General features: G+C 53.9%; 24 protein-coding genes and 1 pseudogene. 16 read left to right on the forward strand and 9 right to left on the reverse strand.

The window, feature by feature from the left end; genetic code table 11:
• Nucleotides 1–122 precede the first annotated feature (122 nt).
• The 6 genes from ACDO57_RS04005 (at nt 123) to ACDO57_RS04030 (ending at nt 2,697) form a co-directional block, all read left to right on the forward strand.
• Complete coding sequence (locus ACDO57_RS04005) at nt 123–368, forward strand: hypothetical protein (protein WP_024907057.1); 246 nt, start codon at nt 123–125, stop codon at nt 366–368.
• 144 nt (nt 369–512) lie between these two features.
• Complete coding sequence (locus ACDO57_RS04010; protein ID WP_370883547.1) at nt 513–995, forward strand: hypothetical protein; 483 nt, start codon at nt 513–515, stop codon at nt 993–995.
• Between the two features lie 26 nt (nt 996–1,021).
• Complete coding sequence (locus tag ACDO57_RS04015) at nt 1,022–1,498, forward strand: hypothetical protein (RefSeq protein ID WP_370883548.1); 477 nt, start codon at nt 1,022–1,024, stop codon at nt 1,496–1,498.
• A gap of 43 nt (nt 1,499–1,541) precedes the next feature.
• Entirely contained in the window at nt 1,542–1,922 is a 381-nt protein-coding gene (locus tag ACDO57_RS04020; RefSeq protein ID WP_024907059.1) for a hypothetical protein, read from the forward strand.
• A 16-nt stretch (nt 1,923–1,938) separates the two neighbouring features.
• Nucleotides 1,939–2,304, forward strand: coding sequence for a hypothetical protein (locus ACDO57_RS04025; protein ID WP_024907060.1), 366 nt, complete (start codon nt 1,939–1,941; stop codon nt 2,302–2,304).
• Between the two features lie 99 nt (nt 2,305–2,403).
• On the forward strand, nt 2,404–2,697 hold the full coding sequence (locus tag ACDO57_RS04030) for a YciI family protein (RefSeq protein ID WP_024907061.1): 294 nt from the start codon (nt 2,404–2,406) through the stop codon (nt 2,695–2,697).
• 53 nt (nt 2,698–2,750) lie between these two features.
• On the opposite strand, the gene ychF is transcribed toward ACDO57_RS04030, so the two are convergent.
• Complete coding sequence (gene ychF / locus ACDO57_RS04035; protein WP_020690896.1) at nt 2,751–3,842, reverse strand: redox-regulated ATPase YchF; 1,092 nt, start codon at nt 3,840–3,842, stop codon at nt 2,751–2,753.
• A gap of 126 nt (nt 3,843–3,968) precedes the next feature.
• Nucleotides 3,969–4,553 carry an aminoacyl-tRNA hydrolase gene (gene pth / locus ACDO57_RS04040; protein WP_023336005.1) on the reverse strand — a complete coding sequence of 195 codons (585 nt, stop codon included), beginning with the start codon at nt 4,551–4,553 and terminating at the stop codon, nt 3,969–3,971.
• A 274-nt stretch (nt 4,554–4,827) separates the two neighbouring features.
• Here pth and ychH point away from each other — a divergent pair, with 274 nt between their 5' ends.
• Both ychH and ACDO57_RS04050 read left to right on the forward strand, forming a co-directional pair.
• On the forward strand, nt 4,828–5,103 hold the full coding sequence (gene ychH / locus ACDO57_RS04045; RefSeq protein WP_024907062.1) for a stress-induced protein YchH: 276 nt from the start codon (nt 4,828–4,830) through the stop codon (nt 5,101–5,103).
• 120 nt (nt 5,104–5,223) lie between these two features.
• The gene (locus tag ACDO57_RS04050; RefSeq protein ID WP_370883549.1) at nt 5,224–6,282 is read left to right on the forward strand and encodes a MerR family transcriptional regulator; all 1,059 of its coding nucleotides are present in this window, start codon (nt 5,224–5,226) and stop codon (nt 6,280–6,282) included.
• On the opposite strand, the gene dauA is transcribed toward ACDO57_RS04050, so the two are convergent.
• The 4 genes from dauA to lolB all read right to left on the reverse strand — a co-directional run bounded on the left by dauA (nt 6,268) and on the right by lolB (nt 10,622).
• The gene (dauA, locus tag ACDO57_RS04055; protein ID WP_090421002.1) at nt 6,268–7,947 is read right to left on the reverse strand and encodes a C4-dicarboxylic acid transporter DauA; all 1,680 of its coding nucleotides are present in this window, start codon (nt 7,945–7,947) and stop codon (nt 6,268–6,270) included. The two genes, ACDO57_RS04050 and dauA, sit on opposite strands and share 15 nt — an antisense overlap.
• A 124-nt stretch (nt 7,948–8,071) precedes the next feature.
• Complete coding sequence (gene prs / locus ACDO57_RS04060; RefSeq protein ID WP_003856663.1) at nt 8,072–9,019, reverse strand: ribose-phosphate diphosphokinase; 948 nt, start codon at nt 9,017–9,019, stop codon at nt 8,072–8,074.
• A gap of 125 nt (nt 9,020–9,144) precedes the next feature.
• Nucleotides 9,145–10,014 (reverse strand): 4-(cytidine 5'-diphospho)-2-C-methyl-D-erythritol kinase, encoded by an 870-nt coding sequence (gene ispE / locus ACDO57_RS04065; protein ID WP_370883550.1) that lies wholly within the window; start codon nt 10,012–10,014, stop codon nt 9,145–9,147.
• The gene (lolB, locus tag ACDO57_RS04070) at nt 10,011–10,622 is read right to left on the reverse strand and encodes a lipoprotein insertase outer membrane protein LolB (RefSeq protein WP_024907066.1); all 612 of its coding nucleotides are present in this window, start codon (nt 10,620–10,622) and stop codon (nt 10,011–10,013) included. The genes ispE and lolB overlap by 4 nt, the downstream gene beginning before the upstream one ends.
• A gap of 326 nt (nt 10,623–10,948) precedes the next feature.
• On the opposite strand from lolB, the gene hemA reads away from it, so the two are divergent.
• The 6 genes and pseudogenes from hemA to kdsA all read left to right on the forward strand — a co-directional run bounded on the left by hemA (nt 10,949) and on the right by kdsA (nt 15,993).
• Nucleotides 10,949–12,205, forward strand: a complete 1,257-nt coding sequence (hemA, locus tag ACDO57_RS04075) for a glutamyl-tRNA reductase (protein ID WP_024907067.1) — start codon at nt 10,949–10,951, stop codon at nt 12,203–12,205.
• 41 nt (nt 12,206–12,246) lie between these two features.
• Complete coding sequence (prfA, locus tag ACDO57_RS04080) at nt 12,247–13,329, forward strand: peptide chain release factor 1 (protein WP_021240360.1); 1,083 nt, start codon at nt 12,247–12,249, stop codon at nt 13,327–13,329.
• Nucleotides 13,329–14,159 (forward strand): peptide chain release factor N(5)-glutamine methyltransferase, encoded by an 831-nt coding sequence (prmC, locus tag ACDO57_RS04085; protein WP_370883551.1) that lies wholly within the window; start codon nt 13,329–13,331, stop codon nt 14,157–14,159. Before prfA ends, prmC begins: the two co-directional genes overlap by 1 nt.
• A gap of 8 nt (nt 14,160–14,167) precedes the next feature.
• Nucleotides 14,168–14,251: pseudogene (locus ACDO57_RS04090) on the forward strand (siroheme synthase); the annotation flags it as partial.
• A 41-nt stretch (nt 14,252–14,292) separates the two neighbouring features.
• Complete coding sequence (gene sirB1 / locus ACDO57_RS04095; protein WP_032647631.1) at nt 14,293–15,102, forward strand: invasion regulator SirB1; 810 nt, start codon at nt 14,293–14,295, stop codon at nt 15,100–15,102.
• 36 nt (nt 15,103–15,138) lie between these two features.
• Nucleotides 15,139–15,993, forward strand: coding sequence for a 3-deoxy-8-phosphooctulonate synthase (gene kdsA, locus ACDO57_RS04100; protein WP_023335996.1), 855 nt, complete (start codon nt 15,139–15,141; stop codon nt 15,991–15,993).
• Between the two features lie 94 nt (nt 15,994–16,087).
• On the opposite strand, the gene chaA is transcribed toward kdsA, so the two are convergent.
• Complete coding sequence (gene chaA / locus ACDO57_RS04105) at nt 16,088–17,188, reverse strand: sodium-potassium/proton antiporter ChaA (protein WP_024907071.1); 1,101 nt, start codon at nt 17,186–17,188, stop codon at nt 16,088–16,090.
• A gap of 270 nt (nt 17,189–17,458) precedes the next feature.
• Here chaA and chaB point away from each other — a divergent pair, with 270 nt between their 5' ends.
• Both chaB and ACDO57_RS04115 read left to right on the forward strand, forming a co-directional pair.
• Nucleotides 17,459–17,689 carry a putative cation transport regulator ChaB gene (gene chaB, locus ACDO57_RS04110; RefSeq protein ID WP_090420993.1) on the forward strand — a complete coding sequence of 77 codons (231 nt, stop codon included), beginning with the start codon at nt 17,459–17,461 and terminating at the stop codon, nt 17,687–17,689.
• Nucleotides 17,690–17,866: 177 nt separating this feature from the next.
• On the forward strand, nt 17,867–18,562 hold the full coding sequence (locus tag ACDO57_RS04115) for a gamma-glutamylcyclotransferase (RefSeq protein ID WP_032647627.1): 696 nt from the start codon (nt 17,867–17,869) through the stop codon (nt 18,560–18,562).
• A 30-nt stretch (nt 18,563–18,592) separates the two neighbouring features.
• Here the strand turns inward: ACDO57_RS04115 and ACDO57_RS04120 are convergent, their stop codons facing one another.
• Nucleotides 18,593–18,832, reverse strand: a complete 240-nt coding sequence (locus ACDO57_RS04120; protein ID WP_024907074.1) for a DUF1883 domain-containing protein — start codon at nt 18,830–18,832, stop codon at nt 18,593–18,595.
• 195 nt (nt 18,833–19,027) lie between these two features.
• Nucleotides 19,028–20,812 carry a methyl-accepting chemotaxis protein gene (locus tag ACDO57_RS04125; protein WP_370883552.1) on the reverse strand — a complete coding sequence of 595 codons (1,785 nt, stop codon included), beginning with the start codon at nt 20,810–20,812 and terminating at the stop codon, nt 19,028–19,030.
• Nucleotides 20,813–20,861 lie beyond the last annotated feature (49 nt).

The raw sequence follows: 20,861 nt of genomic DNA on the forward strand, positions 1-20,861 counted from the left end.
GTTCCAGTATCAATTAACGCTTGCATACATGACTCCTTTGTTAAATGGAAACACTGTTTTAGGCGCAACCAAAAGTTGGATGTACTAAAATAAATCGAAATAAGAGTTCAGAGAAGCCTGTCATGAATTACGATTCATATAACGAAGTACTCGATTACCTCATTGTTTTTTTCAACGAAAGAGTGAATTCATCAATTTATTTAGAAAAAATAATGACTTTGATTGAAGGATCTCGCTCTGAAAAAACGGTGATGATAAGAGCTATTTATGAAACATACATGCAGTATGTAAAACAAAATAAAGATGGCATAAAAGTTATCGCTGGGGAAAAAGAAATGTGGATTGACTTATTGCACCATTGGCAATAAGACTTTATTGCTATGTGGATATTATTGTAAATGTTATAACAAATGTGATTTTACACGGAAAGTTATCGTCATATAGTTGTTATCATGTTAAGTCGACTATATCATTAAGATCTTGTTAGACAGTCAAAAGTAAAGCAGGGGAACATGATTGAATTCAATTTAAATCCGATTACCGGTGATCTGACATTTGATGATCTTCCTTTGGGAATTGATACTGAAGAAGGATTTTGTAAGAGTGGATTATACCACGAATTAAACAGGCGAAAAGCTGTAAATAAAACCATGCCGAATCACTACCTTGTTGACTCAGTAGCGTTTTTCGACAAAGAATTTCAAGTTACTATACGCCCGTTGTGCTATGGTTTTCCTTTTATGCTTCATCTTGTTGATAAAAACAGTCAGTATTATAACGCATTAAATGACTGGAATGCGCGAGCTAATATTCACATGCTAAATGAATCAGTGAAAAGCTTATCTGATTGGCTAAAAGAATCACTCAATCTGGACACGCCTGATACCACGGAAACAGACATGATTAGGTGGCGCTTTGAATGGGGGCGGGTTTCTGTCTCATATGAGATAAAATCATTTAATCACGGGATATATTTAACCTGGAATATAATGTAGTCACTTCCAGACAAGGTGGTTTAGATATGTTAGAAATGAATTTTGATGTTAATAGTGGCTTTGTGGCTATTAACAATTACCCCCTCGAGTTAATGGATGTTGAGACTTTTAAAAACTCCGAATTTTACATATTATTCTCTCCGTTGAATACAATAGGCTCTTATTATTTCTCTATTGATAATATCGATTGGAAAGATCAAACTTTCATATTAGAACTGAGGCCTTCTGTGTTTTCTTTTTCTCCTTGCATATTCCTTACCAGTAAGAATGGGAATTTTTATAAAACTTTATGGGATTGGGATAAAAGAGCCAATTTGCGTAATTTATCTGAAGAAGAACAGCGCTTGACAGCATGGGTTGATAGTGAAATAACCTCACGCCCTAAACTTAAAATTAGTACGCCTCCATACGGAACTCAGTGGCATCATGAGTGGGGAAGCATTATTGTACAGTCTAATGAGAAAAGCTTCGACTGTGGAATTTATATCGAATGGAATGTTTGACTGAATGACATTATTGATTAATAAAATTAAAAGGTTATAGAAAATGAGAATAACTAATCGACTGAAAAAGAAGGTACTAGTCCTGGATGGCATAGATAATGACTTTTTAGATTCTGGCGCAGAAATAGCATGCCCTGAATGCGAGGGAGTAATAATCTATTCTATCGTAAACTCATATGAATTTGACTCGCTCTCTGAAGATGTGAAAGACTTTTTTGTTAAGAAAATGAGAGGTGTGAAGTTTGTTAGTGAACATAAGAAGTATATCTACGATGAAAGCCAATTATATGTTTCGAAAAACACTTGTTCAAAGTGTGTAAAGGAATTTTCTACTGTATTAACGTATAAAGAAGTGCAGCCAGCACGATACCGGGTATATCTTGTGGGGCTTTTTGAAGGTGATTTGAAACAGATCAAACTTTAAAAGTTGAGGTTTACCGATGATTGAAAATCTCATTTGTATTAAAGAAAATGACCTGCTTCAGTGGGCGTGTGCTGAACGTAACATACGGGTTAGGATGCCATTTTTAGACTCTGCAATGGTCGACTCAACACGCCAGTTAGTCTTTGCGTTAAGCGAACCAAAGCCATTACCAACTATTTTGACCATCTTCAGTGCTCAGGGCGAAAAACTATTTTGGTCTGCACCTCCTGAAGGCGCTATTTTCTATTACTTAACTTTCAACCAGTCAAAGGAAGTAATTGTGGCCTGTAGCTATGTGGTAAAGCAAAACGGCTGGCATGACTGGTTCTATTCGTGGAATAGGAAGAATAACGCGTTGTCTCGATCGGGCCCTGCATATTAAGATCAAATGTGCCCCAAATGATAACGATACCCGATGGCAACAGAGGAACTGCATAAGCAATTCCAACAAACGGCTAAAAACACAGCTGAGAGGCAAAGGATGAGCACGGTTTATATTGTCATTTTAACCTATATCAAACCACTCGAAGAGATTGACGCAGCAATACCTGCGCATGTCGAGTGGCTAAAAAAAGGGTATGCAGAGGGAATTTTCCTCGCATCCGGAAAACGGGTGCCGAGAATCGGTGGGGTCATTCTCGCGAAATGTGAGAGTCTTGCCTCTCTTGAAGAGCGATTACGCGAGGATCCTTTTCAGAGGTTAAAGCTCGCGACGGCTGAAATCATTCCTTTTGAACCCAGCATGAAAACAGAACTCTTAGACAATGTCTTTTGACCCCGCAATAAAAAAACCACGCCAGGGCGTGGTTTTTTTTCATTCAAGACGACTCAGACGTTGAACAGGAAGTTCATCACATCGCCATCTTTAACGATGTATTCTTTCCCTTCCGCACGCATCTTGCCGGCTTCCTTCGCGCCTTGCTCACCCTTGTAGGTGATGAAATCTTCAAACGCGATGGTCTGCGCACGAATAAAGCCTTTCTCGAAGTCGGTGTGGATTTTACCCGCAGCCTGAGGCGCAGTTGCACCCACTGGAATGGTCCAGGCACGCACTTCTTTCACGCCAGCGGTGAAGTAGGTCTGCAGGTTGAGCAGGGCATAACCAGCACGGATAACGCGATTCAGCCCGGGCTCTTCCAGGCCCAGTTCTGCCATAAACTCATCACGCTCTTCGTCATCCAGTTCGGCGATATCGGCTTCTACTGCGGCACAAACCGGAACCACGACAGAACCTTCTTTCTCGGCGATAGCACGCACCTGATCGAGGTACGGGTTATTTTCAAAACCGTCTTCGTTCACGTTGGCAATGTACATGGTTGGCTTCAGCGTCAGGAAGCTCAGGTAGCGGATGAGCTCTTTCTCGTCTTTGCTCAGATCCAGAGAACGCAGCATGCCCGCGTTTTCCAGCTGTGGCAGACATTTTTCCAGCACCGCCAACTCGGCTTTGGCATCTTTATCGCCACCTTTGGCTTTCTTGGAGATACGGTGGATCGCACGCTCGCAGGTATCAAGATCCGACAGCGCCAGCTCGGTGTTGATGACATCAATATCTTCAGCCGGGTTTACTTTACCCGCTACGTGAATGATGTTGTCGTTCTCGAAGCAGCGTACAACGTGTCCGATCGCTTCGGTTTCACGAATGTTGGTCAGGAACTGGTTACCCAGACCTTCGCCTTTGGATGCCCCTTTTACCAGGCCCGCGATGTCCACGAACTCCATGGTGGTCGGCAGAATACGCTGCGGCTTCACGATTTCCGCGAGCTGATCCAGTCGCGGGTCAGGCATTGGCACCACGCCAGTGTTAGGTTCGATGGTACAGAACGGGAAGTTCGCCGCTTCGATACCCGCTTTGGTAAGCGCGTTAAACAGGGTGGATTTGCCCACGTTTGGCAGACCGACGATACCGCATTTGAATCCCATTTCTAAATCACCTTAATATCTTGATAATCAATCCGTTAACGATAACCGATTGATGAAAAGTAAATAACTACGCCTATTATACACGTAACCCGCATGACGCGCGGTAAAAAAGCCGGATCGGGCAGATTATTGCGCTTTGAAAGCGTGTAAGCGGTTTGTCGCTTTGGTTAACCCGTCTTTTAGCCAGATTTCGGTGCAGCGCGCCGCTTCGTCTACCGCTTCGTCAATCAGTTTCTGCTCAGAAACCGGGGGCTTACCAAGTACGAAACCGACAACTTTGTTTTTATCGCCCGGATGGCCGATTCCGACGCGCAAACGGTGGAAATTCGGGTTATTGCCCAGCTTGCTGATGATGTCTTTAAGACCGTTGTGGCCGCCGTGCCCGCCGCCCAGTTTGAATTTTGCTACGCCAGGCGGGAGATCCAGCTCATCGTGAGCCACCAGAATTTCATCCGGGTTGATGCGATAAAACGTTGCCATTGCCGCCACGGCTTTACCGCTCAGGTTCATAAAGGTGGTAGGCACCAGTAAACGAACATCCGCGCCAGCAAGGTTGATACGTGAGGTATATCCGAAGAATTTAGGTTCTTCACGCAGGGGAGCACGTAACCGCTCGGCCAGCAGATCGACATACCATGCCCCGGCATTGTGGCGGGTAGCCGCATATTCTGCGCCCGGGTTGGCGAGGCCGACAATCAGTTTAATCGTCACGATTCAATTCCTAATAGGTTCCAGATCTGGCGCGTAGTTTACTGTCTGGCGCGCCGCTTGACAAAATTCTGCGATCGTCGAAGCGAAATACGAATAATTTCTGATTTGAACAATTAGAATTTCAAGCTGTTCAAAGTGTTATTTGTAAACTTTTGTTTGGGAGTTATCTGTAATTGTGATCATTCACGCAACTCATAAAAGGGGCGTTGTCTATACTTTACACACAAGGATTAGGGGCTTTTCCCCTGACAACCCAAAGTTCCGGAGGTGACACATGAAACGCAAAAACGCTTCGTTACTCGGTAACGTGCTGATGGGGTTGGGGCTGTTCGTGATGGTAGCCGGCGTGGGTTATTCAATTTTAAACCAGCTGCCGCAGCTTGATCTTCCGCAATACTTTGCGCATGGCGCGATATTGAGCATCTTCATTGGTGCAGTGTTGTGGCTGGCGGGAGCACGCGTGAGTGGCCATGAGGAAGTGTGTGACAAATACTGGTGGGTGCGCCACTACGATAAACGCTGTCGTCGCGACCAGCATAAGCACAGCTAGTGCTATGATAAAGAACACCGAAACGGCTCCTGAGGGAGTCGTTTTTTTTTGCATCAAAGGTTGACCCTCACGTAACGTAAGGCTCCAGAGTGATGCCACTGGCAAAGAAAAGGAGCAGTTATGTTGATTCAGGTGGGTGAGCTGGCGAAACGTGCCGGGATCACCGTGCGGACATTGCACCACTATGAGCAAACAGGGTTGTTGCTGCCTTCTGCCAGAAGCGCGGCAGGTTATCGGCTTTACAACCTGGCTGATGTCCAGCGTCTGCACATGATTCAGGCGCTGGCAAAAGCGGGGCTGGAACTTGCTGAAATCAGGGATTTCCTGGAACAGGAGTCGCTGTCGTTGACCGAGTTACTCGATGCGCAAATCACGCTGCTGGATAAACAGCTGCGCAGCATACATACGCTGCGCGACCGGCTGGTGGAGCTGCGGACCGGGCTTCTCGACGATGCGACGCCGGATCTGGAATCCTGGCTACAGACTCTGGAGTTAATGAATATGTACGATCGCTGGTTTAGCAAAGAAGAGTTACAGCAGCTCCCGTTTGCGGTGCAGAAGGATGCGCTGGCGGCTATCTGGTCAGGGCTGGTTGCAGAGGCAAACACGCTGTTGAAACAGCACATACCCGTTACGGACCCGCGGGCCATGGACCTGGCGACGCGCTGGATGGAACGCCTGGAGCAGGATACGGCGGGCAAGCCGGAATTTCTCACCCGGCTGAATGAAATGCATAGCGTTGAACCGCAGATGCAGGTGCAGACCGGTATCACGCCGGAGATGACGGATTACATCACGCGCGCGTTTGCGGAATCAAAGCTCAACATATGGGAGAAGTATCTCACTGCCGAAGAGATGGCCTTTACCCGGGCACACTACTTTGACCGCATGATGGAGTGGCCGCCGCTGGTGGCAAAACTGCATCAGGCGCAGCGGGAAAATATCGACCCCGCCTCTGACGATGCGCAAAAGATGGCTGAAAACTGGCTGACATTGTTCCAGTCTTACGCGGGCACCAGCCCGGAGACTCAGCATAAGTTTCGCACGGCCATGCAGCAGGAGCCGCATCTGATGAAGGGAACCTGGATGACGCCTGCCGTGCTTGCTTGGCTCCAGCAGGCGATCGGGGTGATGATGCAAAGACGTTTCTCTGCACCAGGTGGCTCACAGATCCGCTAATGCGGCTTCACGGTTAGGATAAAAGGCAAGGCGGCCAGGGATCGGCTGCACGCCCGCCCGCGCCATGGTGCGCAGTGGCTGAAACTCCAGGTTACTCACCCGCAGTTCACAGCCTTCCGGCAGACGTGCAACAAAGCGCTGGAAGGCATCCAGGCCGCCTGCATCCAGCACCGGTACGGCATCCCATTTCAGCACCACAACCCGTTTGCCCGCGATGCGGGACTCCAGATCGCTGAACAGACCTTCCGCCGCGGCGAAGAACAGCGGGCCAATCACGCGCAGCACCAGCACATCATCAGGCACCTCTACGTTGACCGGGGAGAGGCGCGTCATTTGCGCAATGCGGCGCATAAACAGCAAAGAAGCCAGCACGATCCCGACGCTGATGGCGATAACCATATCGAACAGCACGGTCAGCGACATGCAGATCAGCATCACGATGATGTCGTCTTTCGGCGCGCGACGCAGCAGGTTCACCACCTTATGCGCCTCACTCATGTTCCAGGCCACCATCAGCAGCAAGGCGGCCATTGCGGAAAGCGGTAGCCAGGAGAGCAGCGGGGCGAGGATCAGCAGGGCGAGGATCACCAGCACGGAGTGGATAACCGCCGAAACGGGTGAGGTTGCCCCCGCGCGCACGTTTGCAGCTGAACGGGCGATGGCTGCCGTTGCGGTAATTCCGCCGAAGAACGGCGCGACAAGGTTGCCTAATCCCTGGCCGACCAGCTCGCTGTTGGCTTTGTGCTTGGTGCCGGTCATGCCGTCCAGAACGACGGCGCAGAGCAGGGATTCAATCGCCCCCAGCATCGCCATAGAGAACGCGGCGGGAAGCAGGGCGCGCAGGGAATCCCAGCTTAGGGTAAAGCTGGAGCCGGGCATGTCCCACGGCAGCACCAGCTGCGGCAACAGCTGCGGAATGCCGCTACCCTGTGAACCGTCCGCCAGAACATAGTGGAACTGCGAGCCGATAGTCGCGACGTGACCACCGAACATATTGACGATGGCCATCACCGCGCAGCCCAGCAGCAGCGCGGGCAGGTGGCCCGGCAGACGGATCCCCAGACGGGGCCAGACGATCAGCGTGCCCAGCGTCACAATCCCAATGGCGGCATCGCCCAGGTTGGCCGTCGGCAGCGCCATAAACAGGGCCCCCACTTTTTGCAGGTAGTGTTCCGGTACGTGGGGCATCTGCAGGCCGAGGAAATCCTTAATCTGCATGGTTCCGATGGTGATCCCAATCCCCGAAGTGAACCCCAGCGTCACGGAAAGGGGGATGTACTCGATCAGCCGCCCAAAGCGGGCCAGGCCAAACAGAATTAAAAAGACCCCGGACATCAGGGTGGCGACCAGCAGGCCTGCCAGACCAAACTGTTGCGAAACGGGGTAGAGGATCACCACAAAGGCGGCGGTCGGGCCGGAGACGCTAAAGCGAGAGCCGCCCGTCAGGGCAATGACTATCCCGGCAACGGCCGAGGTGTACAGACCGTACTGCGGCGCAACGCCGCTGCCAATCGCCAGCGCCATCGCCAGCGGGATGGCAATAATGCCTACGGTGATCCCGGCAATCAAGTCACGCACAAAGCGTGAGGAGGTGTACTTCTCTTTCCAGCAGGCGTCGATGAGGGCGCGAAAGGGCAGAACATGTGAGGAGGTTACGTTTTTCACAATTATCTATCATCCGTATGCGCATCATCTGTCATGTGAATGGCAGGTGAAGGAGGCATTAATCATACAAATAAAACCCAGAGACAAAAAAACCCGCCGCAGCGGGTTTTTCGGCCGTGTTCGATTAGTGTTCGAACATTGCTGAGATAGATTCTTCGTTGCTGATACGACGAATCGCTTCGGCCAGCATCCCGGACAGGGTCAGGGTACGCACGTTTGGCAATGCCTTGATCTCGTCGCTCAGTGGGATGGTATCGCATACCACAACTTCGTCAATAACGGAGTTGCGCAGGTTGTTTACGGCATTGCCGGAGAAGATCGGGTGGGTCGCGTAAGCGAATACGCGCTTAGCACCACGCTCTTTCAGCGCTTCAGCCGCTTTACACAGCGTACCGCCGGTATCGATCATGTCGTCGACCAGCACGCAGTCGCGGCCAGCCACGTCACCGATGATGTGCATCACCTGAGAAACGTTAGCGCGCGGACGACGTTTGTCGATGATCGCCATGTCGGTATCGTTCAGCAACTTAGCGATAGCACGGGCACGTACCACGCCGCCGATGTCCGGAGAAACCACGATTGGGTTATCCAGGTTCAGCTGCAGCATGTCTTCCAGCAGAATTGGGCTGCCGAATACGTTATCAACCGGGACGTCGAAGAAGCCCTGGATCTGCTCTGCGTGCAGGTCAACGGTCAGTACGCGGTCAACGCCGACGCTGGACAGGAAGTCAGCGACAACTTTAGCGGTAATTGGCACACGCGCGGAACGGACGCGACGGTCCTGGCGGGCATAACCGAAGTAAGGGATTACAGCAGTGATACGGCCTGCGGAAGCGCGACGCAGGGCGTCGACCATAACAACCAGTTCCATCAGGTTGTCGTTCGTTGGAGCACAGGTGGACTGGATGATGAAAATATCACCACCGCGTACATTTTCGTTAATTTGTACGCTGACTTCGCCGTCGCTAAAGCGACCTACGGCGGCGTCGCCGAGGGAAGTGTACAGGCGGTTGGCAATACGTTGTGCTAGTTCCGGGGTGGCGTTACCAGCAAAAAGCTTCATATCAGGCACGAGAAGAACCTCAGGCATGCGTCCAGTGGTGGATAGCGTTCGCCGCAAACTGTGCGGGCCAGGCGAAGGCTATCCAGGCGGTGTATTAAAGAGCGCGATGCAACGTCTGGAACAGGGTGACGTTGTCACCGAAACTCAGTCTGCGCCAGAATGGCCTGCTGTAGGGGGGAAATGTTCATCCCACGCGCTACAAAACCATGCAGCCAAACCGGCGCTTGCTCAAGCACCTGACGAGCGGCGGATTCGGTGTCAAATTCAGCAAAGACACAGGCCCCTGTACCAGTCAGGCGCGACGGCGCGTATTCTAACAGCCAGGAAAGCACCGCATCAACCTCGCGAAAACGTTTTCTTGCGATATCCTCGCAATCGTTGCTGAATTCACAATTTAATAACGTTTCTATTGACCGAACCGGGGTATTCCTTTTCAGGTCAGGATCTTTAAAGATGACCGGGGTCGGAATGCTCACGCCAGGGTGAGCAACCAGATACCACTTCTCAGGCGGTTCAGCCGGGGAGAGGATTTCACCCACGCCCTCAGCAAAGGCCGCATGACCGCGCACAAACACCGGGACATCCGCCCCCAGCGTCAAGCCCAGGGCTGCCAGTTCGTCCGTCGACAGCCCGCAGCCCCAGAGGTGGTTCAGCGCAACCAGCACGGTCGCGGCGTTAGATGAGCCGCCGCCCAGACCGCCGCCCATCGGCAGGCGCTTCTCGATACGGATATCCGCACCGCTTCCCGCAGGCAGGCGGCCCGATTCCGCTGCGGCTTTCATCAGCAGACGCGCGGCGCGCACGATCAGGTTGTCCTCATGTGCCACGCCCTCGACCGGCGTTAGCAGGCAAATCTGCCCGTCCTGGCGCAGTTCAATGGAGATCGTGTCGCCATAGTCAATAAACTGAAACAGCGTCTGCAGGGTGTGATAACCGTCAGCGCGCTGGCCGGTGATATATAAGAACAGGTTCAGCTTTGCCGGAGAGGGCCATTGGGTCATCATTTAACGATCCAGTTGTCCATTTTCAGCTTGATACGCTGGCTGCCCTGGGTCAGCTCCATATTCGATGGCAGCGACGGTTTACTCTTACTGTCATAGGCGCTGTACACCACTTTCCAGGTTTTGCCATTTTGGGTGTAGTTCACCTGGCTCAGACGATACTGATCGTCCAGGGTGTAGTCGGTGGCGTCACCCGGCAGGCCGAGGATCCACTGGCGCAGGCTGTTGAGCGGGATAGGCATCCCGGTCAGCTTGCCAATCATCTCTTCGGCATCGGTCGCGGTGTAGTGCTGGCCTTTGTTATCGGTGATCTGCGCTTCGCCCGGTTTAGCGATAAGCTCCAGCTCGGTGCTGCCCAGCGGGTTCAGCAGCAGCAGGCGATAGTGGTCCTGACCCGTCTGCTGCCAGAAGAAGCGGGCATAAACTTTTTGTTCGTCAGAGAGATAAGCGAACGCGCCGCGGGTCTGATACTGGTTCAAATTACGGACGTCCTGCTGGTGCTGACGCCACTGCGGTGAATCAGGGCTTTTGCCCGGGCCTTTTGGCTGGGTGACGGTACACGCGGTCAGAACCAGTGCTGCCAGCGGCAGCAGGCGAATCAGTCGGGTCATAATAAGGACAAATCCTTGAGATACGTTGCAGTTATAACTGTTAATGCTAGCGTCGAAGGGGGCTACCGTCTACGTTCAAATTATCTCAAAGCGTTGTATCTACCCTAAATAATTCAAGCTGCATGAAGGCGGCAAGAGAGTGAATCCCCATGAGCATAGATAACTATGTGATTGGGGTGAAAGAGCGCAGCCAACGCGCATGCAGCTTGAAGTATGACGGGTATAAGCTATTACTCCGAAAGGGGGCTGTCTCTTTTATTGATCTCGCGCATCCTGTATGATGCGTTCTGCTAACCTTATTAACGCTGGTACTACTCCCGCTCAACATGACCCTATTAGCACTCGGAATCAACCACAAAACAGCCCCGGTTTCGCTGCGAGAACGCGTAACGTTTTCGCCAGATACGCTCGACCTGGCGCTGGACAGCCTGCTTGCACAGCCGATGGTGCAGGGTGGCGTGGTGCTCTCGACGTGCAACCGTACCGAGCTCTATTTAAGCGTGGAAGAGCAGGACAACCTGCATGAAGCGCTTATCCGCTGGCTATGCGATTACCACAATCTCAACGAAGACGAACTGCGCAATAGTCTGTACTGGCATCAGGACAACGATGCCGTCAGCCATCTGATGCGCGTCGCCAGCGGGCTGGATTCGCTGGTGCTCGGCGAACCGCAGATCCTGGGGCAGGTGAAAAAAGCGTTTGCGGATTCGCAAAAAGGGCATCTGAAGGCCAGCGAGCTGGAGCGCATGTTCCAGAAGTCGTTCTCCGTGGCGAAGCGTGTGCGAACCGAAACCGACATTGGTGCCAGTGCGGTTTCCGTTGCTTTCGCGGCCTGCACCCTTGCACGCCAAATCTTTGAATCCCTCTCCACCGTCACCGTGATGCTGGTGGGCGCGGGCGAAACCATCGAACTTGTGGCGCGCCATCTGCGCGAGCATAAAGTGAAAAAGATGATTATCGCTAACCGCACCCGCGAACGCGCGCAGGTGCTGGCGGATGAAGTGGGCGCAGAGGTGGTTGCCCTGAGCGACATCGATGAACGTCTGAAAGAGGCGGACATTATTATCAGCTCGACCGCCAGCCCGCTGCCGATTATCGGAAAAGGGATGGTGGAGCGTGCGCTGAAGTCCCGTCGTAATCAGCCGATGCTGCTGGTGGATATTGCCGTCCCGCGCGATGTTGAGCCGGAAGTGGGCAAGCTGCCTAACGCCTACCTCTACAGCGTGGATGACCTGCAAAGCATCATTTCGCACAACCTCGCCCAGCGTAAAGCGGCGGCGGTGCAGGCGGAAACCATCGTTGAGCAGGAAACCAGTGAGTTTATGGCCTGGCTGCGCGCGCAAAGCGTCAGCGAGACCATCCGCGAGTACCGCGGACAGGCGGAGCAGGTGCGTGATGACCTGACTGCCAAAGCGTTAGCGGCCCTTGAACAGGGCGGCGACGCACATGCAATTATGCAGGATCTGGCATGGAAACTGACCAACCGCCTGATCCATGCACCAACCAAATCTCTTCAGCAGGCCGCCCGTGACGGGGATGATGAACGCCTGACTATTCTGCGCAACAGCCTCGGGCTGGAATAGCGCCCTATACCCATTTTCTAAGACAAGGTGCACTTACGCCTATGAAGCCTTCTATCGTCGCTAAACTGGAAGCTCTGCACGAGCGCCATGAAGAAGTCCAGGCGCTGCTCGGCGATGCCGGGACCATTGCGGACCAGGAGCGTTTTCGCGCGCTCTCACGTGAATACGCGCAGTTAAGTGATGTTTCTAAATGCTTTACCGACTGGCGACAGGTTCAGGAAGATATCGAAACCGCGCAGATGATGCTCGACGATCCTGAAATGCGCGAGATGGCGCAGGAAGAGTTGCAGGATGCGAAAGCGCGTTCTGAAGAGATGGAGCAGCAGCTTCAGGTGCTTCTGCTGCCAAAAGATCCGGACGACGAGCGTAACGCGTTCGTGGAAGTCCGCGCCGGGACCGGCGGTGACGAAGCGGCACTGTTTGCCGGGGATCTGTTCCGCATGTACAGCCGCTACGCCGAGTCGCGTCGCTGGCGCGTGGAGATCATGAGCGCCAACGAAGGCGAACACGGTGGCTACAAAGAGGTTATCGCCAAGATTAGCGGCGACGGCGTGTACGGTCGTCTCAAGTTTGAATCCGGCGGTCACCGCGTGCAGCGCGTACCGGCCACCGAATCCCAGGGCCGTATCCACACTTCCGCCTGTACGGTGGCGGTGATGCCGGAGCTGCCGGAAGCGGAACTGCCGGACATCAATCCGGCGGACCTGCGTATTGATACTTTCCGCTCCTCTGGCGCGGGTGGTCAGCACGTTAACACCACCGACTCCGCCATCCGTATTACCCACCTGCCAACCGGCATTGTCGTCGAATGTCAGGACGAGCGTTCACAGCACAAAAACAAAGCCAAAGCGCTGTCCGTGCTGGGCGCGCGTATCCACGCGGCCGAAATGGCGAAACGCCAGCAGGCGGAAGCGTCTACGCGTCGTAACCTGCTGGGGAGCGGCGATCGCAGCGACCGTAACCGCACCTACAACTTCCCGCAGGGCCGTGTAACCGACCACCGCATCAACCTGACGCTGTACCGTCTGGACGAGGTGATGGAAGGGAAGCTGGACATGCTGATTGAGCCTATCGTGCAGGAATACCAGGCCGACCAGCTGGCGGCGCTGTCCGAGCAGGAATAATGGATTTTCAGCGCTGGTTACGTGAGGCGGCAGGTGAGCTTTCCGAAAGCGAAAGCCCGAAACGCGATGCCGAAATTTTGCTTGAGCATGTGACGGGTAAAGCCCGGACGTATCTGCTGGCTTTTGGCGAAACCGAACTGACCGCGGAGCAGGAAGCGCAGCTCGCCGCGCTGCTTGCCCGTCGTAAAACCGGCGAGCCGGTGGCGCATCTGGTCGGTGAACGTGAGTTCTGGTCGTTACCCCTGTTCGTCTCGGCGGCGACGCTGATCCCGCGTCCGGACACCGAATGTCTGGTGGAGCAGGCGCTGGCGCGTTTACCGGCGGCGGCCTGCAGTATTCTCGATCTCGGGACGGGAACAGGTGCTATCGCGCTGGCGCTCGCCACCGAGCGGCCCGACTGTACGGTGACGGCGGTGGATGTCATGCCCGACGCGGTGGCGCTGGCGCAGCGTAACGTGGAACGTCTCGGGGTCCGCAACGTGACGGTGCTGCAAAGCAGCTGGTTTTCCGCGCTGGAGAATCGCACATTTGCGATGATTGTCAGCAATCCTCCTTACATCGACGAACACGACCCGCACCTTGCGCAGGGAGATGTTCGCTTCGAACCGCTGACGGCGCTCGTGGCCGCCAACGCGGGATTAGCCGATCTTGATCACATTGTGACAACGTCACGGGAACATTTACTTCCCGGCGGCTGGCTGCTCGTGGAGCATGGCTGGACGCAGGGAGAAGCCGTGCGGGCACTGTTTACGCAAGCAGGTTATGACGCTGTCGAAACCTGCCGCGACTACGGCGGCAACGAACGCCTGACGCTGGGGCGGTGGTCTTGAGTTCCGGGTATCTGCCATTTACTGATAAAGGCGTAAGGCTGACTGAAAGGCAGTTTGGCGTTATCATCTACATCGTTTTGAGTTTTATCGCGCCTGAGCGTCATTGTTCGCTCAGGCGTTACTGGGGTAAGTCATGAGGTCCTTAGCCGATTTCGAATTTAATAAAGTGCCGCTTTGCGATGGCATGATCCTGATTTCAGAGATGATTCGCGACGATTTTACGTCGCAGTTTGTCTATGATGAGTTGGAGAATCTGGTCAGCCTGGCGCGTGAAGAGATTAATCAGGCTCGCCCGCAAGACTGGCAACTAGAGAAGCTGCTGGAGCTTTTCTACGGCGAATGGGGTTTCTGCGACACGCGGGGCGTATATCGCCTGTCTGACGCATTATGGCTGGACCAGGTCTTAAAAAATCGTCAGGGCAGCGCCGTGGCACTGGGGTCTATTTTACTATGGGTCGCACAGCGTCTGGATATTCCGCTGGTGCCGGTCATTTTCCCGACGCAGATGATCCTGCGTGCAGAGTGGCTGGACGGCGAAATGTGGCTCATTAATCCCTTCAACGGCGACACGCTGGATGAACATACGCTGGACGTGTGGCTGAAAGGCAATATCAGCCCGGTGGCCGAACTCTTCAACGAAGATCTCGACGAGGCGGACAACGCAGAGGTCATTCGCAAGCTGCTGGATACGCTGAAGTCTGCATTAATGGAAGAGCGTCAGATGGAGCTGGCCCTGCGCGCCAGCGAAGTGCTGCTGCAGTTCAACCCGGAAGATCCGTACGAAATTCGCGATCGCGGGCTGATCTATGCCCAGCTCGACTGTGAGCACGTGGCGCTGAATGATTTGAATTATTTCGTCGAGCAGTGTCCGGAAGATCCTATTAGCGAAATGATTCGTGCGCAGATCAACGCGATCTCGCACAAGCAAATTACACTGCATTAATCTTAATTCCGATTCACACCTGAATAAGGCGATCCTATGAAACAAAAAGTGGTTAGCATTGGTGATATCAAGGTAGCAAACGACCTGCCGTTCGTCCTGTTTGGCGGCATGAACGTGCTGGAATCCCGCGATCTCGCCATGCGTATCTGCGAACACTACGTGACCGTGACCCAGAAGCTGGGCATCCCGTACGTGTTTAAAGCCTCTTTTGACAAAGCCAACCGCTCCTCCATCAACTCTTACCGTGGCCCGGGCCTGGAAGAAGGGATGAAGATTTTCCAGGAGCTGAAGCAGACCTTTGGCGTGAAAGTGATCACCGACGTGCATGAAGCCTCTCAGGCGCAGCCGGTGGCAGACGTGGTGGATGTGATCCAGCTCCCGGCGTTCCTGGCTCGCCAGACTGACCTGGTGGCGGCGATGGCGAAAACCGGTGCCGTGATTAACGTGAAAAAACCGCAGTTCGTCAGCCCGGGTCAGATGGGTAACATCGTTGATAAGTTTATCGAAGGCGGTAACGATCAGGTGATCCTGTGTGACCGTGGCGCTAACTTCGGTTACGACAACCTGGTTGTCGACATGCTGGGCTTCAGCGTGATGAAAAATGTCTCCGGCCAGTCTCCAGTGATTTTCGACGTGACGCACGCCCTGCAGTGCCGCGACCCGTTCGGTGCCGCATCCGGTGGCCGTCGTGCCCAGGTGACCGAGCTGGCGCGTGCCGGTATGGCGACCGGTCTGGCAGGTCTGTTTATTGAAGCGCACCCTGATCCGGCTAATGCGAAATGCGACGGCCCATCTGCGCTGCCGCTGGATAAGCTGGAGCCGTTCCTGAAACAGATCAAAGCGATTGACGATCTGGTGAAGAGCTTCGACGAGCTGGATACCAGCAACTAATAAAAAAACCCGCTTCGGCGGGTTTTTTTATGTTTTCTCCCTCTCCCTGTGGGAGAGGGTTGGGGTGAGGGCATCAGGCCGCACCGGATCAATCTTACGCAAAAATCGTCATTAAGTACGCAATAAACAACGCCATATGCGCCGCGCCGTTCAGCACGTTGGTACGCCCGGTGGAGAACGAAATCTGGCACAGCAGCAACGAGGCCACCATCACAATCATTTCCGGCGCACCCAGCGCAAACTGCAGCTCGTTGCCCGTCATAAAGGCAATCAGCGTCACCACCGGCACGGTGAGTGAAATGGTCGCCAGCACGGAGCCGAAGAAGAGGTTCATTGCGCGCTGTACCTGATTGTTTAAGACAGCTTTCAGCGCACCCAGCCCTTCAGGAGACAGGATCAGCAGCGCCACCAGGAAGCCGGTAAACGCTACCGGCGCGTTCAGCTCGGTTAACAGCGTTTCCAGCGGGTTGGCGTTCATCTTGGTGACGGCAATTACCGCAATCAGATGTACGATCAGCCAAACCGTATGCCACGCGCTGCTGTGGGCCGACGGCTTACCGTGGTGCGGGTCATCGTCGTCGCTGTCGTCTTCATGCTCATACACAAACAGGCTCTGGTGCGTTTTGGTCTGAATCAGCAGGAACACGCCGTACATGGCGGCGGAAATCAGTGCGACCAGCAGTGCCTGACCGGTAGAGAAATTCGCGCCCGGCAGCGCCATCGGGAAGACCAGCACGATAATGGCCAGCGGGAAGAGGGCAATCAGATACTGTTTAATGCCGAACAGGTTCATATACTGGGTCGCGAACTTGCGCCCGCCCAGCAGCAGAGAGAAGCCCACCAGGCCGCCCGTCACAATCATAATGATAGAGTAGAGCGTGTCGCGCATCAGCGTCGGCGCGGCATCGCCGGTCGCCATGAGCGCGGAAATCAGGCTGACTTCGAGAATAACGACGGAAAGGCTGAGAATTAACGATCCGTACGGCTCGCCCAGACGGTGGGCCAGGACGTCCGCATGGCGAACGACGCTAAATGCGCTGGTTAAGATGCCGACCAGGGCAAGAATATTGATACCAACCACCACTGGCAGTGACTGACTGCTTCCCCAGAAGAGCAGCACAGCCAGTGCCAGAACCGGGAAAATGAGTGACGTCTCCTTGTGGCGGGTCTTTACCGCCTCGTGTGTTGCTGTCATGTGCTTCTCCATCAATGCAGGTGCTTGTAATTATAGATAGATTTTTGAGGTCATTAAACTAACAGATCTCTGTTAAATACCCTTTATTTTTTACTTAATTTTACCATTTTTCATAAATTTAATGCCTGACTCCTGTAATTGACTGTTTTCATATAATACTTATTAAATAACAATAAATTACATTTGGTTTGAAACCATAAATTAAGGCCGGGTGGCACGCTGCCATATCGTCGTCCACACTTATCTCTTTAAGCAAAAGAGAGGTGAGTGATGCCATATAAAACGAAACGCGAATTACCAGACAACGTGCAAAACGTGCTGCCCGCTCACGCGCAGGATATCTACAAAGAGGCGTTTAACAGCGCCTGGGATCAATACAAAGATAAGGACGATCGCCGGGATGATGCCAGCCGTGAAGAGACGGCACACAAAGTCGCCTGGTCCGCCGTAAAACATGAATATGAAAAAGGAGGCGACGATAAATGGCATAAAAAGAAATAGCCGTGAAATAATTCGCTGCCTTCATTTTGACTTTTCAGGCGGTTGAACTGCCGTTGTATTGCAACTGGTCCGCTAATTGCTTATCGTTATTTAACTGCTGGCAAAATGACCAGCACATAATGCCGGGAAGGCGAATTACAGATGTCGCAAGGAAGCATGCAGTGGCGGAGGTGTAAAATGTTAACGCGTGATTTCTTAATGAAGGCAGATTGTAAGACGGCATTTGGTGCTATTGAGGAATCGCTTCTCTGGTCAGCTGAACAACGTGCGGCGTCACTTGCTGCCACGCTTGCCTGCCGCCCGGATGATGGCCCGGTATGGATTTTTGGCTACGGTTCCCTGATGTGGAACCCGGCTCTGGAATTTGTCGAATCGGCAACGGGAACGCTGCCTGGCTGGCATCGCGCATTTTGCCTGCGTCTGACGGCCGGACGCGGCAGCGCGTGCCAGCCGGGACGTATGCTTGCACTGAAAGAGGGCGGGCGCACCACGGGCGTGGCGTATCGCCTTCCTGATGCCTCGCTGGAAGAGGAGCTTACGCTGCTCTGGAAGCGTGAGATGATCACCGGCTGCTATATGCCGAGCTGGTGCAAGCTGGAGCTGGACGACGGACGCACCGTCAATGCGCTGGTGTTTATTATGGACCCGCGTCATCCGCTGTATGAAGCGGACACCCGCACGCAGGTCATAGCCCCGTTGATTGCTGCCGCCAGCGGACCGCTGGGGACCAATGCACAATATCTCTTCTCCCTGGATCAGGAGCTGACCCGCCTCGGCATGAAAGACGATTGTCTGAATGAGCTGGTGGTAAAGGTGAAGGCTCTGCTGGAAGGGAACCCGCTCAACGGCACGCTGCGACCGGGCTTTGCCTGATGATACGCCCGGCTCGCCGGGCGTTTATTATTATGCAGCCACGTAGCTGACGGAATGCTCCAGCGACTGACTGTGGCTGTCGATCAGCACATCCCACGTGCCGGTATACGGTACGGTAAGCCACGCTTTATCATCCTGCACGGTGAGAATATCCGCCTGGGATTGTTTATGTGCTTTCGCACTCATCAGGTGAATACGACAGCGCTCTGAGCAACGCACCACTACCGTATCCCCGCCAAACAGTTTCAAACTTGTTTTTACCAGTGCCATTTTTTTACCCCGTCGATTTTGCCCATCCCGAGCGTGATATTGTTCACAAATTACTCATTGCATAACACCAAAGCGGGGGGCGAGGGATGATGATTTTGATCAAAAAATGGCATAACGTTTAAACAAAAATGACAAAATTCCTGAAAGCATTCAGCTGGCGCGGGTTTTACCCGGTAAACCCGCGCCGGAATAAAATTAAATGCGGAAATGGCCGGCGGTTTCAGCAAGGTCCCCAGCCTGGCTCTGCAGGGCACCCGCGGCGGCGGCGGATTCCACCACCAGCTCGGCGTTCTGCTGGACCATCCTGTCGAGATGGGTCACCGCATGATTGATCTCATGAATGCCTTTCATCTGCTCGCTGGTGGCGATGGAGATTTCGCGCATGATGCCGGAGACGCTGCCGATGCTGGAGCGGATCTCGTCCATGCTTTCCCCGGCCAGATGCACGTAGCGGGAGCCGGTGGCCACGCTGTCGGTGGTAGAATCGATCAGCGATTTGATCTCTTTCGCCGCCTGGGCGCTGCGGCTTGCCAGGTTACGCACTTCGCCTGCCACCACGGCAAACCCGCGACCCTGCTCCCCGGCACGGGCCGCCTCGACGGAGGCGTTCAGCGCCAGAATGTTGGTCTGGAAAGCAATGCCGTCAATCACGCTGGTGATGTCGCCAATTTTAGCCGACGCGACTTCGATGGACTGCATGGTGCTGATCGCCTGGGATACCACCTCGCCGCCGCGCGCCGCGGCCGCTGAGGCCTTGCTCGCCTGATCGTTCGCTTCTGCCGCCGACTCGTTCGACTGCGTCACGGAGGCGGTGATCTGCTCCACGGCGCTGGCCGTCTCGCGCAGGCTGGACGCCGCCTGCTCGGTACGTCCGGAGAGATCCTGGTTACCTGCAGCAATCTCCTGGGCGGCGTTTTTCACCGATTCACTGGCATCCCGGAGCTGCACCATCACCACCGACAGCTTATCGCTGAAGGCGTTAAAGGCCTGCGCAATCTGCGCGACTTCGTCCTCGCCGCTGTCCGGCAGACGCTGGGACAGATCGTTAGTCCCGTTGGCAATGTTGTGCATCGCGTCGCGAATGTCGGACAGACGCTTCAGCAGGCGGGCAATCAGGAGGTGAACAATGGCCGCGCTCAGCAGCGCCAGGATCACCAGCGAAATCGCCGATGCTTTAAGCAGGGAACGCATGCCGGAGGTGGCGTCACCGTTGTCGAGGGCGACGACTAGCAGCCAGTTTGTGCCCGGCACGGCTGTCGCCACGAAGGTTTTTTCAGCATCGTTCAGCGTTCCGTCGACCGGATTACCGCTTTTCAGCGCAGCAAAATCGATGCCTTTGATGGTCTCAGCAAACGGTTTAAGCGTCAGAGCCGGATCGTTAGCGGCAATCACGCTGCCGTCACTGTTCAGAAGCAACCCGCTGCTGGCCGGGGTTGGATGGATCCCGCGTACGTTCGCCACCACGCTGTCCATGGCCACATCGCCCGCCACTACCGCTTTCAGTGCGCCATTCTCTTTCACCGGCACGGCGAAGGTCACCACCAGTTTACCGGTCCCCGCGTCAACGTAGGGCGCGGTGACAACCGGACCGTCCGTACTGACCACCTGCTGATACCACGGGCGAATGGTCGGGTCATAATCCGCCGGAACGCCCGCCGGTTCAGAGAATTTCGCCGTTTTGCTGGCGTAGCCGACATAAACGTTGGTGAATCCACCCGCCTGTGCAAGCTGTTTAAACACCGGAACCGGATCGTCATTCAGTGCGACGGTCTGCGCGGAGGCGATCACCGTCATCTTGCTTTTGACCCAGTCGGCAATCGCCATGTTATGGCTGGCGCTGGTGCTGGTCAGGATATCGCGCTGTGACTGCTGGTTATCCTGGCGTGTGACCTGGAAGTTAATAACGGTGTTGAGGAGAAGGGCGACGACCAGACAGCCTGCCGTCGCCGCGATGATGCGTGCACGAATCGATCTGAACATAAGTGAAATACCTGCTGTGTTGTTTCCATGCCTATCGGCAACCCAGCAG

Origin of the sequence: Enterobacter cloacae complex sp. 2015409, assembly GCF_041365315.1 — a bacterium.
GTDB classification, from domain to species: Bacteria; Pseudomonadota; Gammaproteobacteria; order Enterobacterales; family Enterobacteriaceae; genus Enterobacter; species Enterobacter pseudoroggenkampii.

Bases quoted from the DNA above. Each gene is read 5' to 3' on its own strand.
- ychF (WP_020690896.1), bottom strand. From the start codon at position 3,842: ATGGGATTCAAATGCGGTATCGTCGGTCTGCCAAACGTGGGCAAATCC.
- ACDO57_RS04025 (WP_024907060.1), top strand. From the start codon at position 1,939: ATGATTGAAAATCTCATTTGTATTAAAGAAAATGACCTGCTTCAGTGG.
- sirB1 (WP_032647631.1), top strand. From the start codon at position 14,293: ATGAGGTCCTTAGCCGATTTCGAATTTAATAAAGTGCCGCTTTGCGAT.
- prfA (WP_021240360.1), top strand. From the start codon at position 12,247: ATGAAGCCTTCTATCGTCGCTAAACTGGAAGCTCTGCACGAGCGCCAT.
- ychH (WP_024907062.1), top strand. From the start codon at position 4,828: ATGAAACGCAAAAACGCTTCGTTACTCGGTAACGTGCTGATGGGGTTG.
- lolB (WP_024907066.1), bottom strand. From the start codon at position 10,622: ATGACCCGACTGATTCGCCTGCTGCCGCTGGCAGCACTGGTTCTGACC.
- ACDO57_RS04005 (WP_024907057.1), top strand. From the start codon at position 123: ATGAATTACGATTCATATAACGAAGTACTCGATTACCTCATTGTTTTT.
- prmC (WP_370883551.1), top strand. From the start codon at position 13,329: ATGGATTTTCAGCGCTGGTTACGTGAGGCGGCAGGTGAGCTTTCCGAA.
- ACDO57_RS04015 (WP_370883548.1), top strand. From the start codon at position 1,022: ATGTTAGAAATGAATTTTGATGTTAATAGTGGCTTTGTGGCTATTAAC.
- kdsA (WP_023335996.1), top strand. From the start codon at position 15,139: ATGAAACAAAAAGTGGTTAGCATTGGTGATATCAAGGTAGCAAACGAC.
- ACDO57_RS04115 (WP_032647627.1), top strand. From the start codon at position 17,867: ATGTTAACGCGTGATTTCTTAATGAAGGCAGATTGTAAGACGGCATTT.
- chaB (WP_090420993.1), top strand. From the start codon at position 17,459: ATGCCATATAAAACGAAACGCGAATTACCAGACAACGTGCAAAACGTG.
- ACDO57_RS04030 (WP_024907061.1), top strand. From the start codon at position 2,404: ATGAGCACGGTTTATATTGTCATTTTAACCTATATCAAACCACTCGAA.
- ispE (WP_370883550.1), bottom strand. From the start codon at position 10,014: ATGATGACCCAATGGCCCTCTCCGGCAAAGCTGAACCTGTTCTTATAT.
- ACDO57_RS04010 (WP_370883547.1), top strand. From the start codon at position 513: ATGATTGAATTCAATTTAAATCCGATTACCGGTGATCTGACATTTGAT.
- ACDO57_RS04125 (WP_370883552.1), bottom strand. From the start codon at position 20,812: ATGTTCAGATCGATTCGTGCACGCATCATCGCGGCGACGGCAGGCTGT.
- chaA (WP_024907071.1), bottom strand. From the start codon at position 17,188: ATGACAGCAACACACGAGGCGGTAAAGACCCGCCACAAGGAGACGTCA.
- ACDO57_RS04120 (WP_024907074.1), bottom strand. From the start codon at position 18,832: ATGGCACTGGTAAAAACAAGTTTGAAACTGTTTGGCGGGGATACGGTA.
- hemA (WP_024907067.1), top strand. From the start codon at position 10,949: ATGACCCTATTAGCACTCGGAATCAACCACAAAACAGCCCCGGTTTCG.
- ACDO57_RS04050 (WP_370883549.1), top strand. From the start codon at position 5,224: ATGTTGATTCAGGTGGGTGAGCTGGCGAAACGTGCCGGGATCACCGTG.
- ACDO57_RS04020 (WP_024907059.1), top strand. From the start codon at position 1,542: ATGAGAATAACTAATCGACTGAAAAAGAAGGTACTAGTCCTGGATGGC.